A 15,960-nucleotide genomic window follows, 5' to 3' on the forward strand; every position below is an offset into this window, starting at 1 on the left:
ATGGATAAAAGTCTAGAAAAGATCTTTCAACAAAATATTATTGATGCATTATGTGCGCAAGGTTGGCAACTCGGTAAGTCTTCTTTCTATAATAGAAAATATGCTTTATATTCCGAAGATACATTGGCTTTTATTCAAACCACGCAAGCTCAAGAATGGCAAAAATTTACTCAGCTTTTTCCTGAAAATACTGAGCAACACTTTATAGAACACTTAACAAAACAGTTACAAAAAGCTGATCCCAATGCAGTAGAAAAAGAACTCAGAACCTTTGGTACACTAGGCGTACTGCGCCACGGTTTGCGGATTCGTAATTGCTCATTCTCGCTATGTCAATTTAACCCTGAACATGAATTAAACCCCGATATTCAAGCCAGCTATCAGGCTAATTGTTTCCGTTTAGTTCCTGAATTGGTTTATAGCCCCTATGCGACAGCTGAGCAGTTGCAACAGACAGGCGAAAAAGCTAAAGCCTGGCGTATTGATCTGGTATTGTTCTTAAATGGTTTACCCATTGCAACATTGGAGCTTAAATCAGAGTTTCAACAAAATGTTGATAAAGCCATTAGCCAATATAAAACTCAGCGTTTACCAGTTGACCCAGAGACAGGTAAATCAGAACCCCTACTAACATTTAAACAAGGGGCACTCGTTCATTTTGCGGTAAGTCAGTATGAAGTCTATATGACTACACGACTAGAAGGTAGTGAAACAAACTTTCTACCTTTTAACAAAGGTACAAAAGAAGGTGGTAAAGGCAATGATGTCCCTGAAGATATTAATCAATATGCCACTCAATATTTATGGGATGAGGTCCTATACCCTGAAACCTTGTTAGAGATTATCGGACGTTTCATCCATCTGGAAATTAAAGAAAAAGAGGATGCAACAGGACTTAAGTACAAACAAGAGTCTATGATCTTTCCCCGTTACCACCAATGGGATGTCGTCAAAAAATTAATAGCAGCGGCAAAAAATAAAGGTGCTGGTTATCGCTATCTTATCCAGCATAGTGCAGGCTCTGGAAAGTCTAACTCTATCGCTTGGACAGCACATCAACTGGCAACACTTCATAATGAACAAGGCGAAAAACAGTTTCACTCGGTCATTGTTGTGACTGATAGAACCGTATTGGACGATCAGTTACAGGATACCATCTATCAATTTGAACATGAAGAAGGGATGGTAGCCAAAATAACACACAAAGATGGTAATGGTTCAAAATCTGAAAAACTGGCTGAGGCACTCAAGCTTAACAAACCTATTATTATTGTGACCATTCAAACCTTTCCTCACGTATTGGATTTCATCGAGAAAGATACGCAGCTAAAAGGACGTCGCTATGCCATCATAGCTGATGAAGCACACTCTTCCCAAACAGGAAAAACAGCGAATAAAGTTAAAGATGTTTTACTATCAGAGAACTATGAGGAAGAACAAGATATCGAAGATAAACTTAATGATATGATGGAGGCTAGACGAGGCAACGCTAATCTAAACTATTATGCTTTTACGGCCACACCAAAACCTAGAACATTAGAGTTGTTTGGAATTTTACCTAACCCAACGCTACCGCCCTCTAAAAAAAACAAACCTTATGCATTTCACGTTTACTCAATGCGCCAAGCAATTGAAGAAGGCTTTATTTTAGATGTATTGCGAAACTACACATCTTATAAAGTAGCGTATAAATTAGCACGCAAAATTGCCGACAAAGATTATCAGGTAGACGGTAAAAAAGCAAAAATTAAACTTAATCAATGGGTACGTTTGCAAGAGCATAACATTGCGCAAAAAACAAAAGTGGTTATAGAGCACTTTAAAGATAATATTATGGACTTATTAGCGGGACAAGCCAAAGCAATGTTAATTACCAGTTCACGTAAAGAAGCTGTACGTTATAAACTGGCCTTTGACCGCTATATTCAAGAAAAAGGATATGCCAATATTCAGGCAATTGTAGCCTTTTCTGGCGAAGTATGCTTCACTGAAAATGATCCTGATAGTGCTGGTTTGTTGGGTGAGAAATTTACAGAAACCAATATGAATCCAAGCCTTAAAGGGCGGGATATGCGCAAAGCATTTGATACAGATGATTATCAAGTGATGCTTGTTGCTAATAAATTCCAAACAGGTTTTGATCAACCCAAACTATGTGCTATGTATGTGGATAAAAAACTAGGAGGGGTGGATTGTGTTCAAACACTTTCTCGCTTGAATCGTACTTACCCAGGAAAAAAAGAAACAGGCACCTTTATTATTGATTTTTGTAACGATCCACAAGAAATAAAAAAAGCTTTTTTGCCTTACTACCAAACAGCCGAACTTATTGATGTTTCTGATCCTGATATTATTTTTGATCTATTTGAAAAATTAAAAGCAGCGGGTATTTTTCAGTGGACGGAGGTAGAACAGTTCTGCCAAGCATTTTTTGATAAAAATAAAAGTAGTGCGGCCATAAGCAATATTTGTAAACCAGCGATAGACCGTTGGCAAAATCGTTATAGCAATGCTGTAGAAACTTATAAAAAAGCACTGGAATTTTATGAGCATGTCAAAAATACAACTGATGATGTCATTATTGATAATGCACAAACTTCACTAAACGAAGCTAAAAAAGAAAAAGATCGTCTAGAAATCTTTAAAAAAGACTTAGGTTCATTTAGCCGCTTTTATGAATTTATGTCTCAGTTGGTTAATTATGAAGATATACGCTTGGAAAAATTAAATCTCTATGCGCGTTATTTACGTCCATTATTAAAAGAAACTCCATTTATTGAGGAAATTGATTTAAGCAATGTGCAAATGACACATTATCGCCTGGCACGCTTAAAACAACAAGATATTAAGCTCAAGGCTGAAGAAGCAAAAGATAGCAAATTACCACCCACAACAGGTATAGGAACAGGCTCGCCTAAAGATCAAAATAAAGTATTACTGTCTGAGATAATTGCAAGATTTAATAGTCTATTTAGCGGAGATCAGCTGACGGAAAACGATACTGTAAGCTACTTCACAAATATAACCAATAAATTAGAAGATAACCCAATTATTATCAATCAATTAAAAAATAATACTAAACAACACGTCATGCTGGGCGACTTCCCTAAAGAGCTCATTAATGCGATGTTTGCTTCAGGTAAAACAAATAATGATATAACCATGACATGCTTGAAAGATCCTAAAAAAATGAAGGAGCTTCAAGAGCTAATTTATGCTGCAATGATGATAAAAATTGCCGATAACAGCAAACGAAAATAACTATTTATAGTTATTTTTAATAATCATATAAAGTTAAATTGTAAAGTGCAGTCACTGCTTAATGTACTTAACATACGTGACTGTGCTGGCAAAATCACTTTTTATGCACTTTTAAAGCCCATTATAAGAGTAATCCCCAATTCCTTTGTCAATTAGTTTGGTTTTAAAAAAATGACAGCATTAATACTTTGATTTTAAACATCCGATGATAATGTAACAAATTTCATAACTTTAATTTATCGGGAGCTTTTCTAGAAGCAGCATTTAATTTCAAAATAAAGTTATTCTGTTATTTGTGACTCTAGAAGGTGGCTGATTTGAAGAATTATTACAAAATATATTGAAACATTATTTTCAGTAACTGCTATTAAAGTATAAATTTAAATTTTAAAAATTTAATTTTTAATAATTAGATAGTAGAAAGAGCATTTTCTGTCTCAACTAAAGAATATTAGTAGAAATGACTAATTTAAAAGCAAGATTATTTACTTATAAAAAACTAAATTCTTACTATAGTTTTAAAAAGATACAGTAAATTATTGTGATGTGTAAAATAAAAGTTTCGCATCAATACCGTGAAACTTTTATTTAAAAATTTTAATATATATCAGTTATATATATACTTTATTTTATCAAACCAATCAGCTATTACCAAAATGATGCTGCTGAACCTGCATAAAGTCATACCAGTTCTTTTGATTTAGCATAGGATTAGATCGATCCGGCCGGACTTCAGTTAAATTTTGAGTGTTAGTCTTGAGACTGTTATCAATTTCAGCTGCCAATGCAGTATTAGTTTTTATCTGTTGCTGTGCTTCAGTATCACGTTTTTTTTTCTCAAGTATCGAAGTGTGGATTTTAGTATCGTAGATACTTTTCAGCTCAAGCAGCTTTTGATAGGCAGAAATCAATTCCTTATTATCAGGATTACGTATGATTTGTCCTTCGAGAAACTCACGGCATTTATTAAACTCTTCTGTTCTCATAGCTATTTGATCTCTCAAAAATTTTAGTTAAAAAATTCTCTATTGCCGAATTCTACACCATTTACAAAGAACATCTTAAAAAATAAATAAAATCTTGAATATCAAGTATTATCCAATTTACTCAGGAATTGGATGTTTATTTTATAATTTTATTATTAAAATTATTTAGATATATAAATCAATTTATATTAAATTTTGATCTTGTTTTCTGCACAAAAATTAATCACACTTAAATTGGATTGATTATCCTTATTTTTTTATAGTTATCCACAGATATACTCACAAATTTTGTGAAATACTAAAATTTTGTTGTAAGCCAAAAATTTTAATAAAAGAATAAAAATAACTTTAACAATATGTTTTTAATATTTTTTTCAAACTCAATAATCTGATACAAAAGTGATTAACTCTGATGTTTAAATCATATTAAAAGAATTTGAATAAATTTTGTATAACAACATATTAATGAACTTCTGAATATTTATTCATACCGGTACTTGACAATAATTTTCTGAGACCAATATATCTGATAACTAAAATTTAAATAAAGGAAATTTTGATGAGATTCGATAAGCTTACCGCAAAGTTTCAGCAAGCTTTACAAGATGCACAAAGTCTTGCTTTAGGACAGGATGCTGGTTATCTGGAAGCCGTATTTATATTGAAGGCTTTACTGAATGATAATGATAGTGGCTGTGCAGCTTTACTTACCCAGGCTGGTGCAAATGTTGCACAGGTTAAACAGCAGGTTGACTCTACTATTAATGGTTTACCCAGAGTGTCCGGTCAGGGTGGAGAAATCTTACCCAGTACTGAATTGCAGCACATTCTTAATCTGATGGATAAAGCTGCTATTAAACGTAATGATGCTTATATTGCCAGCGAGTTGTTTTTGCTTGGCGCTGTTCAGGAAAACGGACAATGCGGACGTATTCTTAAACAGGCTGGTGTTACAGAAGATAAATTGAATTCGGCGATAGATGCCGTTCGCGGAGGCGCAAGTGTGGATAATCCTAACGCAGAAGATCAACGTGAAGCATTGAAAAAATATACAACCGACCTGACTGAAAAAGCACGTTCGGGTAAGCTGGATCCCGTAATCGGGCGAGATGATGAAATTCGGCGCACTATTCTGGTGCTTGAACGGCGTACTAAAAACAACCCTGTACTCATCGGTGAACCGGGTGTAGGTAAAACTGCCATTGTTGAAGGTTTGGCTCAACGAATTGTGAATAATGAAGTTCCGGATTCTTTGCGAAATAAGCGTTTGCTTTTGCTGGATCTGGCTAGTTTGATTGCCGGTGCAAAATTCCGGGGTGAATTTGAAGAACGTCTGAAAGCAGTACTTAATGATCTGGCTAAAGACGAAGGCAATACCATTATTTTTATTGATGAAATACATACACTGGTAGGAGCTGGTAAAGCCGATGGTGCTATGGATGCAGGTAATATGCTCAAGCCAGCTCTTGCGCGGGGTGAATTACATTGCATCGGCGCGACAACATTGGATGAGTATCGTCAATATATTGAAAAAGACCCTGCTCTGGAACGCCGTTTCCAGAAAGTACTGGTAAAAGAACCGACAGTTGAAGATACCATTGCCATTTTACGTGGCTTACAGGAACGCTACGAAATCTATCATGGCGTAGAAATCACTGATCCGGCAATTGTAGCTGCTGCTGAATTATCTAATCGTTATATTACCGACCGTTTCTTACCAGATAAAGCCATTGACCTGATTGATGAAGCTGCATCATTAATTAAAGTTGAAAGCCAGTCTATGCCTGAAAGTATGGACAAACTTAAACGCCGTGAAATACAGCTGGAAATTGAACGCGCATCTTTGGTGAAAGAAGATGATGAAGCCAGCAAAAAGCGTCTGGCACTACTGGATGAAGAACTAGATAATGTTAAGCGTGAGTTTGCTGATCTGGATGAAATCTGGAAAGCGGAACGAGCCAAAGCTCAAGGCAGCGTTACAATTAAAGAGCAGATTGATCAGCTAAAAGTTAAGATGGATGCGCTTAAGCGTAATGGTAAATGGGAAGAAGTGGCCAAGCTGCAGTATGAAGAATTACCCCGGCTTGAATCCCAGTTACAGGCTGCTGACAACGGGCAACAGAATAATCAGCCTAACAAGCTGTTACGCACTAAAGTAGGCTCAGAAGAAATTGCCGAAATTGTTTCGCGCATGACCGGTATTCCGGTATCCAAAATGATGGCAGGTGAACGGGAAAAACTATTGAGAATTGAAGAGGTATTGCATGAACGTGTCGTGGGACAGGATGAAGCTGTACGTGCTGTAGCAGATGCAATCCGCCGCTCACGCTCCGGTTTATCAGACCCGAATAAACCATATGGCAGCTTTTTGTTCCTCGGCCCCACCGGTGTAGGTAAAACAGAGTTGTGTAAAACTCTGGCAAGCTTTTTGTTTGATAGCGAAACCCATCTGATTCGGGTAGATATGTCGGAATATATGGAAAAACATTCCGTTGCGCGCTTAATTGGTGCACCTCCTGGCTATGTTGGTTATGAAGAAGGCGGTTTTTTAACTGAGCAGGTACGCCGCAATCCTTATAGTGTGGTTTTGCTGGATGAAGTCGAAAAAGCTCATCCGGATGTATTCAATATTTTGCTACAAGTTTTGGATGATGGTCGTTTAACTGATGGTCAGGGACGTACAGTTGATTTCAAAAATACGGTTATCGTTATGACTTCCAATATTGGCAGTCAGGAGATCCAGAAAATGGAAAGCGATGATTATGCTGCGATTAAGGCAGTAGTAATGGATGAAGTTAAACAATACTTCCGCCCTGAACTGATTAACCGTATTGATGAAGTTGTTGTATTCCATAGTCTTAACCAATCCAATATTCGTGCTATCGCTAATATCCAGCTTGCCGGTCTGCGTCAGCGTCTGGAAAAAATGGATTTACATTTACAGGTTGATGATGCCGCTTTGGATGTACTGGCTAAGGTGGGATTTGATCCGGTCTATGGCGCACGTCCTCTGAAACGGGCTATTCAGACCGAAATCGAAAATCCACTGGCTAAAGAATTACTGGCTGGAGACTATGCTCCTAACAGTACAATTATGTTAACGGCTCAGGATGGTATTTTGACTTTTGCCTGATTATTAATTGAGAAACCTGCTGTAAAGCAGGTTTTTTTTAACCTCTAAATTAGCTTTATCTTTTATCTATATTGGTATTATCTAAAATTATTGGAAGCATTAATCTGATAATTTCTGAATTTTTAACTTTATCTATACTTGACGATTTAAATAATGTACAGAATATTTTATCAAAATGACAAACAAAATTTTTAAAGCGGCTTTGTTAACTCTATGTTTAACTACCAGTTTTAACATTCATGCAACAACTACGCCAAATAGCTGTAAATTATTAGGTCTCAACAATTGCCCTGCCCCATTGGACAAAAAATTACCAGATGTCAAAAACATGTTAAGCTGGAATCAACAACAACGGGCAATTGGCTTTCGTAATGACTATCGCTCTTATCCCGGTGATGTTTTTCATGCTGCTCATGGCCTGCCACTGCCCAGAGCGCCTCAAAATCTGTCTAATGTAAATTATCAGATTCATGGTCAGTCATATCTGCTAAAAGATTATTTAAAGCGTAATAATGTAGCTGGAATGATGGTAATTAAAGATGGCAAAGTAGTATGGGATTATTACGCTAATGGTAATAATCCTACTACACTTTGGACATCACGCTCAGTGGGTAAATCGGTGGTTTCTATACTTGTAGGTATTGCTCTTAAAGAAGGTAAAATCAAATCGCTGAATGATGAGATAGTGAAATATAATCCTGATGTGCGGGGAACAGCATGGGAGCACGTGACAATTCGTCAACTGCTTCAACATACTTCTGGTGTGAACTGGAACGAAGATTACACTGATCCGAAATCAGATTTTTCACAACTTACTCAATGTGAGGCCAATCCTGATACTTATACCTGCGTTAACAGTCTGGTAAAAGCACCCGGCCGAAAATCATATGCTAAGCCCGGTAAAGCATGGTCTTATTCATCCGGTGGTGCATGGCTGCTAGGAGACACGCTTGAAAAAGCAACTGGTGAAAGTATTGCTCAATATCTACAGAGTAAAATCTGGCAACCATTCGGTATGAGCAAAGATGGTGTGTGGCACAGTTATACCGTGGGACAACATGATGTGGGTGCACACGGATTTAATGCCACGCTTGAAGACTGGGGTAAATTTGGCCTTTTCGTAATGAATAATGGTATGCTGCCAGATGGTAGGCAGATATTACCTAAAAACTGGGTTAAAGATTCCCGTAACTGGAATCAGGCGAAAAATTCAGTCAGCAAACTGCATCCAGAAGGAAGTTATGGCTATGAATGGTGGAATAATAGTGTACCGGCTAGTGTAAATGATGTTTCTCCAAAAACAGGGCTGAACAGTCAGGACAGCATGTGGGCTTTAGGAATTTACGGACAGATTATTATGGTTAATCAGAAACAGAAGCTGGTTATTGTGCAATGGTCTACTTGGCCTAAAGCTGAGCCCTCTTTTCTGGAACAGCCACTGGAAGCATCTTTAATGTTTAATGCAATTGCTAACAGACTTGCATCATAACTGTTATTATTCAGCCTGACACAAATCTGTGCACCAGTTTACTGCCAAACAGTTTCTGGTGCTTTTTAGCATATAGGTTAATTCACAAGATTTTATTATGGCACAGGAAATTGAACGTAAATTTCTGGTAGTAGGCAATGCGTGGCGGAATCTGGCATCAGCGAAGCATTTTTGTCAGGGCTATTTATCGACGGTTAAAGAACGAACCGTACGTATCCGTATTTGTGATGATAAAGCATGGATAACGATTAAAAGCACAAATCGTGGCATTACTCGTACTGAATTTGAATACTCAATTCCGGTTGCAGATGCCAGACATATGCTCACTCATATGGCAGAGCAGCCAATAATTGAAAAATACCGTTACTGCATACCTCTAAATGGACTTATCTGGGAAATTGATGAATTTTTAGGTGTGAATCAAGGTTTGATTGTGGCTGAAGTTGAATTAAACCACACTGATGAGCATATTATTTTTCCTGACTGGATAGGACAGGAAGTATCGGATGATCCCAGATATTTCAATAATAATCTGGTCAGAAAGCCTTTCACATCGTGGCATAAGTCTTAATTTGCGGACTTCTGAACAATCTAACCAGATATATCACAGTTAATCTATGCTTCACCTAATAATTGTTCGCGTGTCAGTAAAAAGACAAAACCATCTCCGCCACTGGTATGCATCCAGGTAAATGGCAATTCCGGAAATGCCTGCTCCAGTACTTGGCGATTATGTCCGATTTCAACCAGCAATACCCCTTTTGGGTTAAGATATCTGGCAGCCTGCTGAATAATCTGCCGAGTAGCATCCAGACCATCAATCCCACTTCCTAATGCCAGTTCTGGCTCATGCAGATACTCTTCTGGCAATTGTGCGACTGATTCGGCATCTACATAGGGCGGATTTGACACGATTAAATCATAAGTTGTATCAATACCGGTAAACAGGTCGGTATGAATCAGATTGATTCGATCCTCTAATCCATAGTCTTCAATATTCATACCTGCTACTTCAAGCGCATCAAGACTGATATCTACTGCATCAATCATCGCATCCGGATAAATGTCCGCCATCTGAATAGCCAGTGCACCGCTGCCCGTGCATAAATCCAGTGCTCTATGTACCAGTTCATCATATTCAATCCATGGATGAAGCGGTGCACCTAAAAGCTCATAAATAAATGAACGCGGCACGATTACTCTTTCATCAACATAAAATTCATAGGCACCCTGCCATGCCTGATGGGTAAGATAAGCCACTGGTATGCGTTCACTGGTACGGCGTTGAACAAGCTGTAGCAGCAGTGACTTTTCTGTGTCGAGCAAACGGGCATCAAGAAACGGCTCTAATGTGTCCAGTGGCAAATGTAAGGTATGTAATATCAGGTAGGCAGCTTCATCATAGGCATTATCATTTCCATGACCAAAAAATAATTCTGCCTCTTGAAACTGACTCACAGTAAAGCGTAAAAAATCACGTACAGTATGCAGTTGCTGCGCTGCTGCTTCAAATACAGACATGTATCACTCCGGCAATAAAACAAGTGTGAATTATAACAGTTAAAAAGTTATCAAAAATAACCGGCCAAAGCCGGCTGTTAATAATGCGGTAACAGACTACGATTATCCGGATGTCTGATAAGCGGTTTAAGCAAGCGACGAAAATCCACCAGTGAATGCTGATATCGTCTATCACCGCTCAATGCCAGAAAATAATGCTGTACTATATTCGCCTGTTGCTCCATATTCAGCTGATTAAGGCTGATAATTGTTTCCGGAGGCGGATACCGGTAGGCACGAGCCTGATAGTAGCCTGCTTTAAGTGCAAGACAAACTCCGGCAAATAAAATTGGAAAACCATGCTGGCTTTGCCAGACATGCATAAGCTCATGCATCAGCCAGCCTTGCATGCTCAAATCCGACTGAGTAAAATCATCAACATAATATGCCGCCGGAAAAATAATATGATTTCCGCATGTTATGGCAGCATGCGGATGTACTAGCCACCATGCATCACGTACTATCTGCACTTTTGTCCAGTCTGCTGCATTACCCAGAAACTTTCTGACCAACCTCAACTCGTTATCTGTTAATGATCTTTGCATGTCTTTATTTCTAATTAATGGTTGTATGTCTGCGGGCAAACCACTGCCAGCCATTCCAAACCACAATGTATCCGAGAGCTGCGAGTATCATACCCAATACCGGCATACCCAAAATTAAAGGCTTACCAAACTGAATCAGCCATTGCCATAATTCAGTCCCGAGATGACCTAATTTAAACTCTGGCAATTCAGGCATGGCTTTACCCCACTGACCATATAATAAACCCTCACCAATCTGATAAGCACAGTGATATAAAGGTATATAAGTTAGTGGATTCGTATACAGCGTAGTTAAAAGTGCCACGGGTAAGTGTGTGCGTATCAAATAAGCCACCATGAGCGGTAGGCATCTGGGTAGGTCCGGGTATGGGACCACAAAACATGCCAACAGCTACAGCAGAGGCAGCACTTTCTCAATAGAGCTGCCAGTTATATGACCGGTCAAAACAGCGCGCAAATGGTTTAAACCATAAAGAAGCAAATAATGATGCCTGTGTTGGCATTTTTTGCCGCATATACTGAAGCCATTTGGTCAGACTACTGTTTATCATCTCGGCATGACAAAATTCAAAAAATAACCAATACAAATAATCATAATGAATTAAATATAATCAATTCATTAATTACAGATAAAACAATAACAATTCGATTATTTATAATAACTAAAAATCCGAATTTAGTTTAACCTGATTATCTGTTTATTTTTGCCTTTATTTTTAAGCAAAACGTTTAAGACAAGTAATTAATCACAAATTATTCCTGTTCAAATCTACGATGTTTCTTTTTAACCAGCACGTATACTGCACCATCATTACGTTCATTTGGCTGGGCATAAGCCAGCACTTCAGGGTGTGCCATTAACCAGCGGCGTACAAGCGTTTTCAATACAGGCTGATAATCTTTTGATCCTAGTCCGCTGCCATGGACTATTTCACCAACTACACCGTATTGCTGAATATAATCTATAAATTCATTCAATACTTCCTGGGTTTCATCCTGACGATAGCCATGTAAATCTACATAAGCCACAATTGGCCATTGCTTCGCCTGCAAGCGTTTAATATCAGCCTTACCACGACCATTTTTACTAAAAACTGCCGGAGCCGTATTATCCTGACTTTCACCTATATAAAAATAGCTGGTAACGTCGTTAATTAATTCTTTCTGCTGTACTCGCAGCTTGATCGGGCTGGTATCACGCGGATGCTGAAACTGATTTCTTGCCTTTAATGGCGTAATATCTTTTCCGATCGCTTCAGCAAAATTAACATCCGTCTGGCGCTTTTGTACTTCTTTTGCCTGCTGCTCTTCTGCCAGACGTTTCGCTTTAGCCTGTTTACCCAGTTGCTGCAATTGATCCTGAAATGAGTTTTTAACCATTTGTATAATCATTTTGTATAATCATTCATATATAAATCCTATTACCATGATTTTAACAGAGCAATAATTTAAGAGTTAAGCTTGACGTTTATTAACTTTCTTTCAAACGGATATAGGATTCAAGTTCATTTTCAGTTATTCTAACGCTGTATTGAATATATTCATTCAGGAATGGATTTTATGGCAGCAAATAATGTGTCTTCACACTCAGATAAAGAAACTGATGTCATTATCGTCGGGGCCGGACCAGCTGGTTTAAGTCTGGCACGCGCTTTAGCTCCATCAGGACTTTCAATTACTGTAGTTGAAAAACAGGAAATGGCTGTAGTAGCGCACCCGCCTTTTGATGGCAGGGAAATTGCTCTGACACATTATTCAAAGGAATTAATGCAGCAGTTGGATATGTGGGACAAAATTGCACCAGATGAAATTTATCCTTTGCGTGATGCTAAAGTAATTAACGGCTATTCTAACTATCAGCTCCATTTTGAACAGCCAACTATGGCTCGCGGCAAACCGGCCAATACACTGGGTTTTTTAATCAGTAATCATAATATCCGGCGTGCTGCATACGAAGCAGTCAAGGCCTTTAATAATGTAAATATAATTACTGGCCATAGTATTATTGATGTAAAAAATGAACATGCAAATCAAATTGAAGCCAAGCTGGATGATGGCCGGCTAATCAAAGGGAAACTACTTGTTGCTGCCGATAGCCGTTTTTCCAATACACGCCGCCAGTTGGGAGTTTCTGCCCAGATTCACGATTTCGGGCGTACAGTAATTGTTTTCCGGATGCAGCATACATTGAGTAACCAGCATACTGCGCTGGAATGTTTCCATTACGGGCGTACTCTTGCTTTGCTGCCACTTGAAGAAAATCTCACTAATTGTGTTGTTACTATTAATAATGAACATGCAGGTGACATTCTGGCCATGTCTCCCGCTGAGTTGGCCGCAGATATTACCCAACAGCTCAAAGGTAAACTAGGTGAGATGCATTTGGTTAGCACTGTTCATCATTACCCGCTTGTCGGCGTCCATGCCAATGCATTTTATGCTCAGCGCAGTGCTCTGATTGGAGATGTGGCAGTTGGTATGCATCCAGTAACAGCTCATGGTTTTAATCTTGGACTAAGCGGAGTAGGCATATTATCGAAACTGATTAACGAAGCCGTATCTAAAGGAAAAGATATTGGCAGTCAGACTTTACTGGCTCAATATCAGAGACAGCATATGCCGCATACCCGGATTCTGTATCACGGAACTAACGCTATGGTGTCTTTATTTACTAACGACAGCCACCCTGCCCGACTGATGCGCTCACTGGTATTGCGTATCAGCAATAATCTGCCTCCGGTGAAAAAACTGATTAGTAAACAGTTAACCGGATAATCCTTTCATGCCACCAATAAAACAGCTGCTAACTATATATGTGTTAGCAGCTATTTTTTATCAAAACTTTTCTGCTTAAATCAGACCGTTATTAATTTGTTGCAATAGCTCAATCGGGTTTTTACTTTGCGTTACCGGTCTGCCCATTACCAGATAGCTGCTGCCTGCTGCTAAAGCTGCTTTTGGAGTCATAATGCGCCGCTGATCATCTGTAATTGAATTTTGTAATCGGATACCGGGCGTAACCAGTAAAAAATCCTGCCCGAGCTGTCTGCGTAATAAAGATGCTTCCTGAGCAGAACAAACCACGCCATCAAGACCGGATTGCCGGGTTAATTCAGCCAGACGAATAACTGCTTCATCTATAGATGAGTTTATACCGATTTCTACCAGTTCATTCTGAGTCATACTGGTTAATACCGTTACTGCAATTAATAATGGCGGCTGGCTGCAATTACTAACAGCTTCAGCAGCAGCTTCCATCATTCTTCGACCACCCGATGCATGCATATCTACCATCCACACTCCCATATCAGCAGCCACTTTACAGGCAGATGCTACGGTATTGGGAATATCATGGTATTTTAAATCAAGAAAAATCCGATAGCCTTGTAATACAAGCTGCTCAACCAGATAGCGGCCAGTAGCAGTAAATAGTTCTTTACCTATTTTAAGCTGGCACAAATCCGGGTCCAACTGACGAACAAAATCCAGCGTTGTTTCAGCATTGGCAAAATCCAGTGCTACAATTACTGGTTTGGTTGTCCGGTTTATCATAGTAGTATCAAGCATTAATGGATTCATATTCTAGCAATTATTTTTCAATATTGGCTTTAACAATGCATATATCGATTGCTAAAGGATCTCTGAACGAAATATTCAAATATGATATTAAACTCTAATTTTAATATCATTTTATTTTTGATATTCAATTATGTGAATTCAAAAAATCTTCTTAACTGATCCCGGGCAAAATTTTTATAAAACAGAGTAAATAGTTTAGCAATTAATAAAATTACTCAGCTGCTATACATCAATACGATTGGGGGTAAATGTTTCCCACTTATTACAGGCCGGGCAATGCCAGAAGTAAACTTGAGATTTAAAATGACAATGGCGACAGCGATACATCACAGATTTTTGCATCTGCATGCCTACTACTGAACGCATCATATCAACTTCAGCTTTCCATTTCGGAGCAATATTATTTTGTAAAACTCCGAGCAAACGATAAGTCCCGGTCAGAGTAGGTTTACGTCTCACCAGATCAATAACGATTTCTGTAGCCCTGTCATCACCATATACAGGAATGGATTTTTCATAAATTACACCAGATAAATCCAGCTGCGGAAACGTCTGAGCAAAACCAATCAGAACTTCCAGACCGTCTGCTGCTTTATTCATACCATCATAGGCATCATATAAACGTTCACCCACCAGACTGAGGTATTCATAATTCTGTTTTTCAATAGCACTATAAGCATCTACAGCAGCCTGAAAATTTTGCTGTTTCAGTTCTACATCGCCAAGGATCATGTTAGCCCGGCTGCATTTTCGGTTTACAGCCAAAGCCTGAAAAATATATTCACGTGCTTTATTGTACTCAGACTGATACAAAGCCAATTGAGCTAGCTCACAATAAAACTGAGCAATTTCAAATTGATAAGTCTGATCTCCGGTACTGAGCTCTTCTGCCAGCTTAATGGCTTTTTCCCAGTCCCGATCCTGCTGATAAATATTAAGCAATATCTGCCGTGCCTGTCTGGCTTTACTGCCATTAAGCAAACCAACCAGAATCTGCTCAGCACGGTCTACCAAACCGGCGGCCTGATAATCCTGTCCAAGCTCGAAAGCAACGATATCACGACGTTCTGCAATAGTTTCCGGCAACTCCAGTAATTTCTGATGCAGAGCAATGGCCTTATCATTTTCACCACGCTGACGGTACAGCTTCCCTAATGTCAGATGCAGTTCATACGTGCTTTGACGGGCATCATTTTGCTGGTCGACAACTTCAGCCAGTTCGCGCACTGCTACTGCACTTTTGTTCTCAGCCAGAGCATCCAGACTTTTATAAAATCCTTCCGGAATGGATTTCGCCTGCTTGAGCACTGCCCGCATATCTACCCGGGCAGCAAACCAGCCCATAGCAAAAAATACAGGTAACAAAACAACCGGCGCCAGCCACATCCAGAAATCATTACTATCCAT

Annotated in this window: 12 protein-coding genes; 5 read left to right on the forward strand and 7 right to left on the reverse strand. The window is 38.8% G+C overall.

Annotation, left to right across the window (positions count from 1 at the left end; all coding sequences use genetic code 11):
• Positions 1-3,261 carry a type I restriction endonuclease subunit R gene (locus GY065_RS06315; RefSeq protein WP_174833481.1) on the forward strand — a complete coding sequence of 1,087 codons (3,261 nt, stop codon included), beginning with the start codon at positions 1-3 and terminating at the stop codon, positions 3,259-3,261.
• Between the two features lie 641 nt (positions 3,262-3,902).
• Here the strand turns inward: GY065_RS06315 and GY065_RS06320 are convergent.
• Complete coding sequence (locus GY065_RS06320) at positions 3,903-4,247, reverse strand: hypothetical protein (protein ID WP_174833482.1); 345 nt, start codon at positions 4,245-4,247, stop codon at positions 3,903-3,905.
• 559 nt (positions 4,248-4,806) lie between these two features.
• On the opposite strand from GY065_RS06320, the gene clpB reads away from it, so the two are divergent.
• From clpB to GY065_RS06335, 3 genes are all read left to right on the forward strand, one after another.
• A complete protein-coding gene (gene clpB / locus GY065_RS06325; RefSeq protein WP_037395109.1) occupies positions 4,807-7,380 on the forward strand; it encodes an ATP-dependent chaperone ClpB in 2,574 nt (857 codons plus the stop codon).
• Between the two features lie 328 nt (positions 7,381-7,708).
• Positions 7,709-8,869 (forward strand): serine hydrolase, encoded by a 1,161-nt coding sequence (locus tag GY065_RS06330; protein ID WP_202984042.1) that lies wholly within the window; start codon positions 7,709-7,711, stop codon positions 8,867-8,869.
• A gap of 97 nt (positions 8,870-8,966) precedes the next feature.
• Positions 8,967-9,440 (forward strand): CYTH domain-containing protein, encoded by a 474-nt coding sequence (locus tag GY065_RS06335; protein ID WP_100116833.1) that lies wholly within the window; start codon positions 8,967-8,969, stop codon positions 9,438-9,440.
• A gap of 44 nt (positions 9,441-9,484) precedes the next feature.
• Here GY065_RS06335 and prmB read toward each other — a convergent pair whose 3' ends face one another.
• From prmB to GY065_RS06355, 4 genes are all read right to left on the reverse strand, one after another.
• Positions 9,485-10,390, reverse strand: a complete 906-nt coding sequence (prmB, locus tag GY065_RS06340; protein WP_174831748.1) for a 50S ribosomal protein L3 N(5)-glutamine methyltransferase — start codon at positions 10,388-10,390, stop codon at positions 9,485-9,487.
• A 77-nt stretch (positions 10,391-10,467) separates the two neighbouring features.
• Positions 10,468-10,974, reverse strand: coding sequence for a type IV secretion protein Rhs (locus GY065_RS06345; RefSeq protein WP_174833484.1), 507 nt, complete (start codon positions 10,972-10,974; stop codon positions 10,468-10,470).
• Positions 10,975-10,984: 10 nt separating this feature from the next.
• On the reverse strand, positions 10,985-11,299 hold the full coding sequence (locus GY065_RS06350) for a DUF2062 domain-containing protein (RefSeq protein ID WP_174833485.1): 315 nt from the start codon (positions 11,297-11,299) through the stop codon (positions 10,985-10,987).
• 428 nt (positions 11,300-11,727) lie between these two features.
• Positions 11,728-12,354, reverse strand: a complete 627-nt coding sequence (locus GY065_RS06355) for a Smr/MutS family protein (RefSeq protein WP_174833486.1) — start codon at positions 12,352-12,354, stop codon at positions 11,728-11,730.
• A 180-nt stretch (positions 12,355-12,534) separates the two neighbouring features.
• On the opposite strand from GY065_RS06355, the gene ubiM reads away from it, so the two are divergent.
• On the forward strand, positions 12,535-13,749 hold the full coding sequence (gene ubiM, locus GY065_RS06360; protein ID WP_174833487.1) for a 5-demethoxyubiquinol-8 5-hydroxylase UbiM: 1,215 nt from the start codon (positions 12,535-12,537) through the stop codon (positions 13,747-13,749).
• Between the two features lie 75 nt (positions 13,750-13,824).
• On the opposite strand, the gene pyrF is transcribed toward ubiM, so the two are convergent.
• Together pyrF and lapB are read right to left on the reverse strand one after the other, a co-directional pair.
• On the reverse strand, positions 13,825-14,553 hold the full coding sequence (gene pyrF, locus GY065_RS06365) for an orotidine-5'-phosphate decarboxylase (protein ID WP_174833488.1): 729 nt from the start codon (positions 14,551-14,553) through the stop codon (positions 13,825-13,827).
• A 222-nt stretch (positions 14,554-14,775) separates the two neighbouring features.
• Positions 14,776-15,960, reverse strand: coding sequence for a lipopolysaccharide assembly protein LapB (gene lapB, locus GY065_RS06370; protein WP_174833489.1), 1,185 nt, complete (start codon positions 15,958-15,960; stop codon positions 14,776-14,778).

The organism is Snodgrassella sp. ESL0323 (genome assembly GCF_013346865.1).
Lineage (GTDB): Bacteria > Pseudomonadota > Gammaproteobacteria > Burkholderiales > Neisseriaceae > Snodgrassella > Snodgrassella alvi.

Bases quoted from the DNA above. Each gene is read 5' to 3' on its own strand.
- GY065_RS06315 (WP_174833481.1), top strand. From the start codon at position 1: ATGGATAAAAGTCTAGAAAAGATCTTTCAACAAAATATTATTGATGCA.
- GY065_RS06320 (WP_174833482.1), bottom strand. From the start codon at position 4,247: ATGAGAACAGAAGAGTTTAATAAATGCCGTGAGTTTCTCGAAGGACAA.
- clpB (WP_037395109.1), top strand. From the start codon at position 4,807: ATGAGATTCGATAAGCTTACCGCAAAGTTTCAGCAAGCTTTACAAGAT.
- GY065_RS06330 (WP_202984042.1), top strand. From the start codon at position 7,709: ATGTTAAGCTGGAATCAACAACAACGGGCAATTGGCTTTCGTAATGAC.
- GY065_RS06335 (WP_100116833.1), top strand. From the start codon at position 8,967: ATGGCACAGGAAATTGAACGTAAATTTCTGGTAGTAGGCAATGCGTGG.
- prmB (WP_174831748.1), bottom strand. From the start codon at position 10,390: ATGTCTGTATTTGAAGCAGCAGCGCAGCAACTGCATACTGTACGTGAT.
- GY065_RS06345 (WP_174833484.1), bottom strand. From the start codon at position 10,974: ATGCAAAGATCATTAACAGATAACGAGTTGAGGTTGGTCAGAAAGTTT.
- GY065_RS06355 (WP_174833486.1), bottom strand. From the start codon at position 12,354: ATGGTTAAAAACTCATTTCAGGATCAATTGCAGCAACTGGGTAAACAG.
- ubiM (WP_174833487.1), top strand. From the start codon at position 12,535: ATGGCAGCAAATAATGTGTCTTCACACTCAGATAAAGAAACTGATGTC.
- pyrF (WP_174833488.1), bottom strand. From the start codon at position 14,553: ATGAATCCATTAATGCTTGATACTACTATGATAAACCGGACAACCAAA.
- lapB (WP_174833489.1), bottom strand. From the start codon at position 15,960: ATGGATAGTAATGATTTCTGGATGTGGCTGGCGCCGGTTGTTTTGTTA.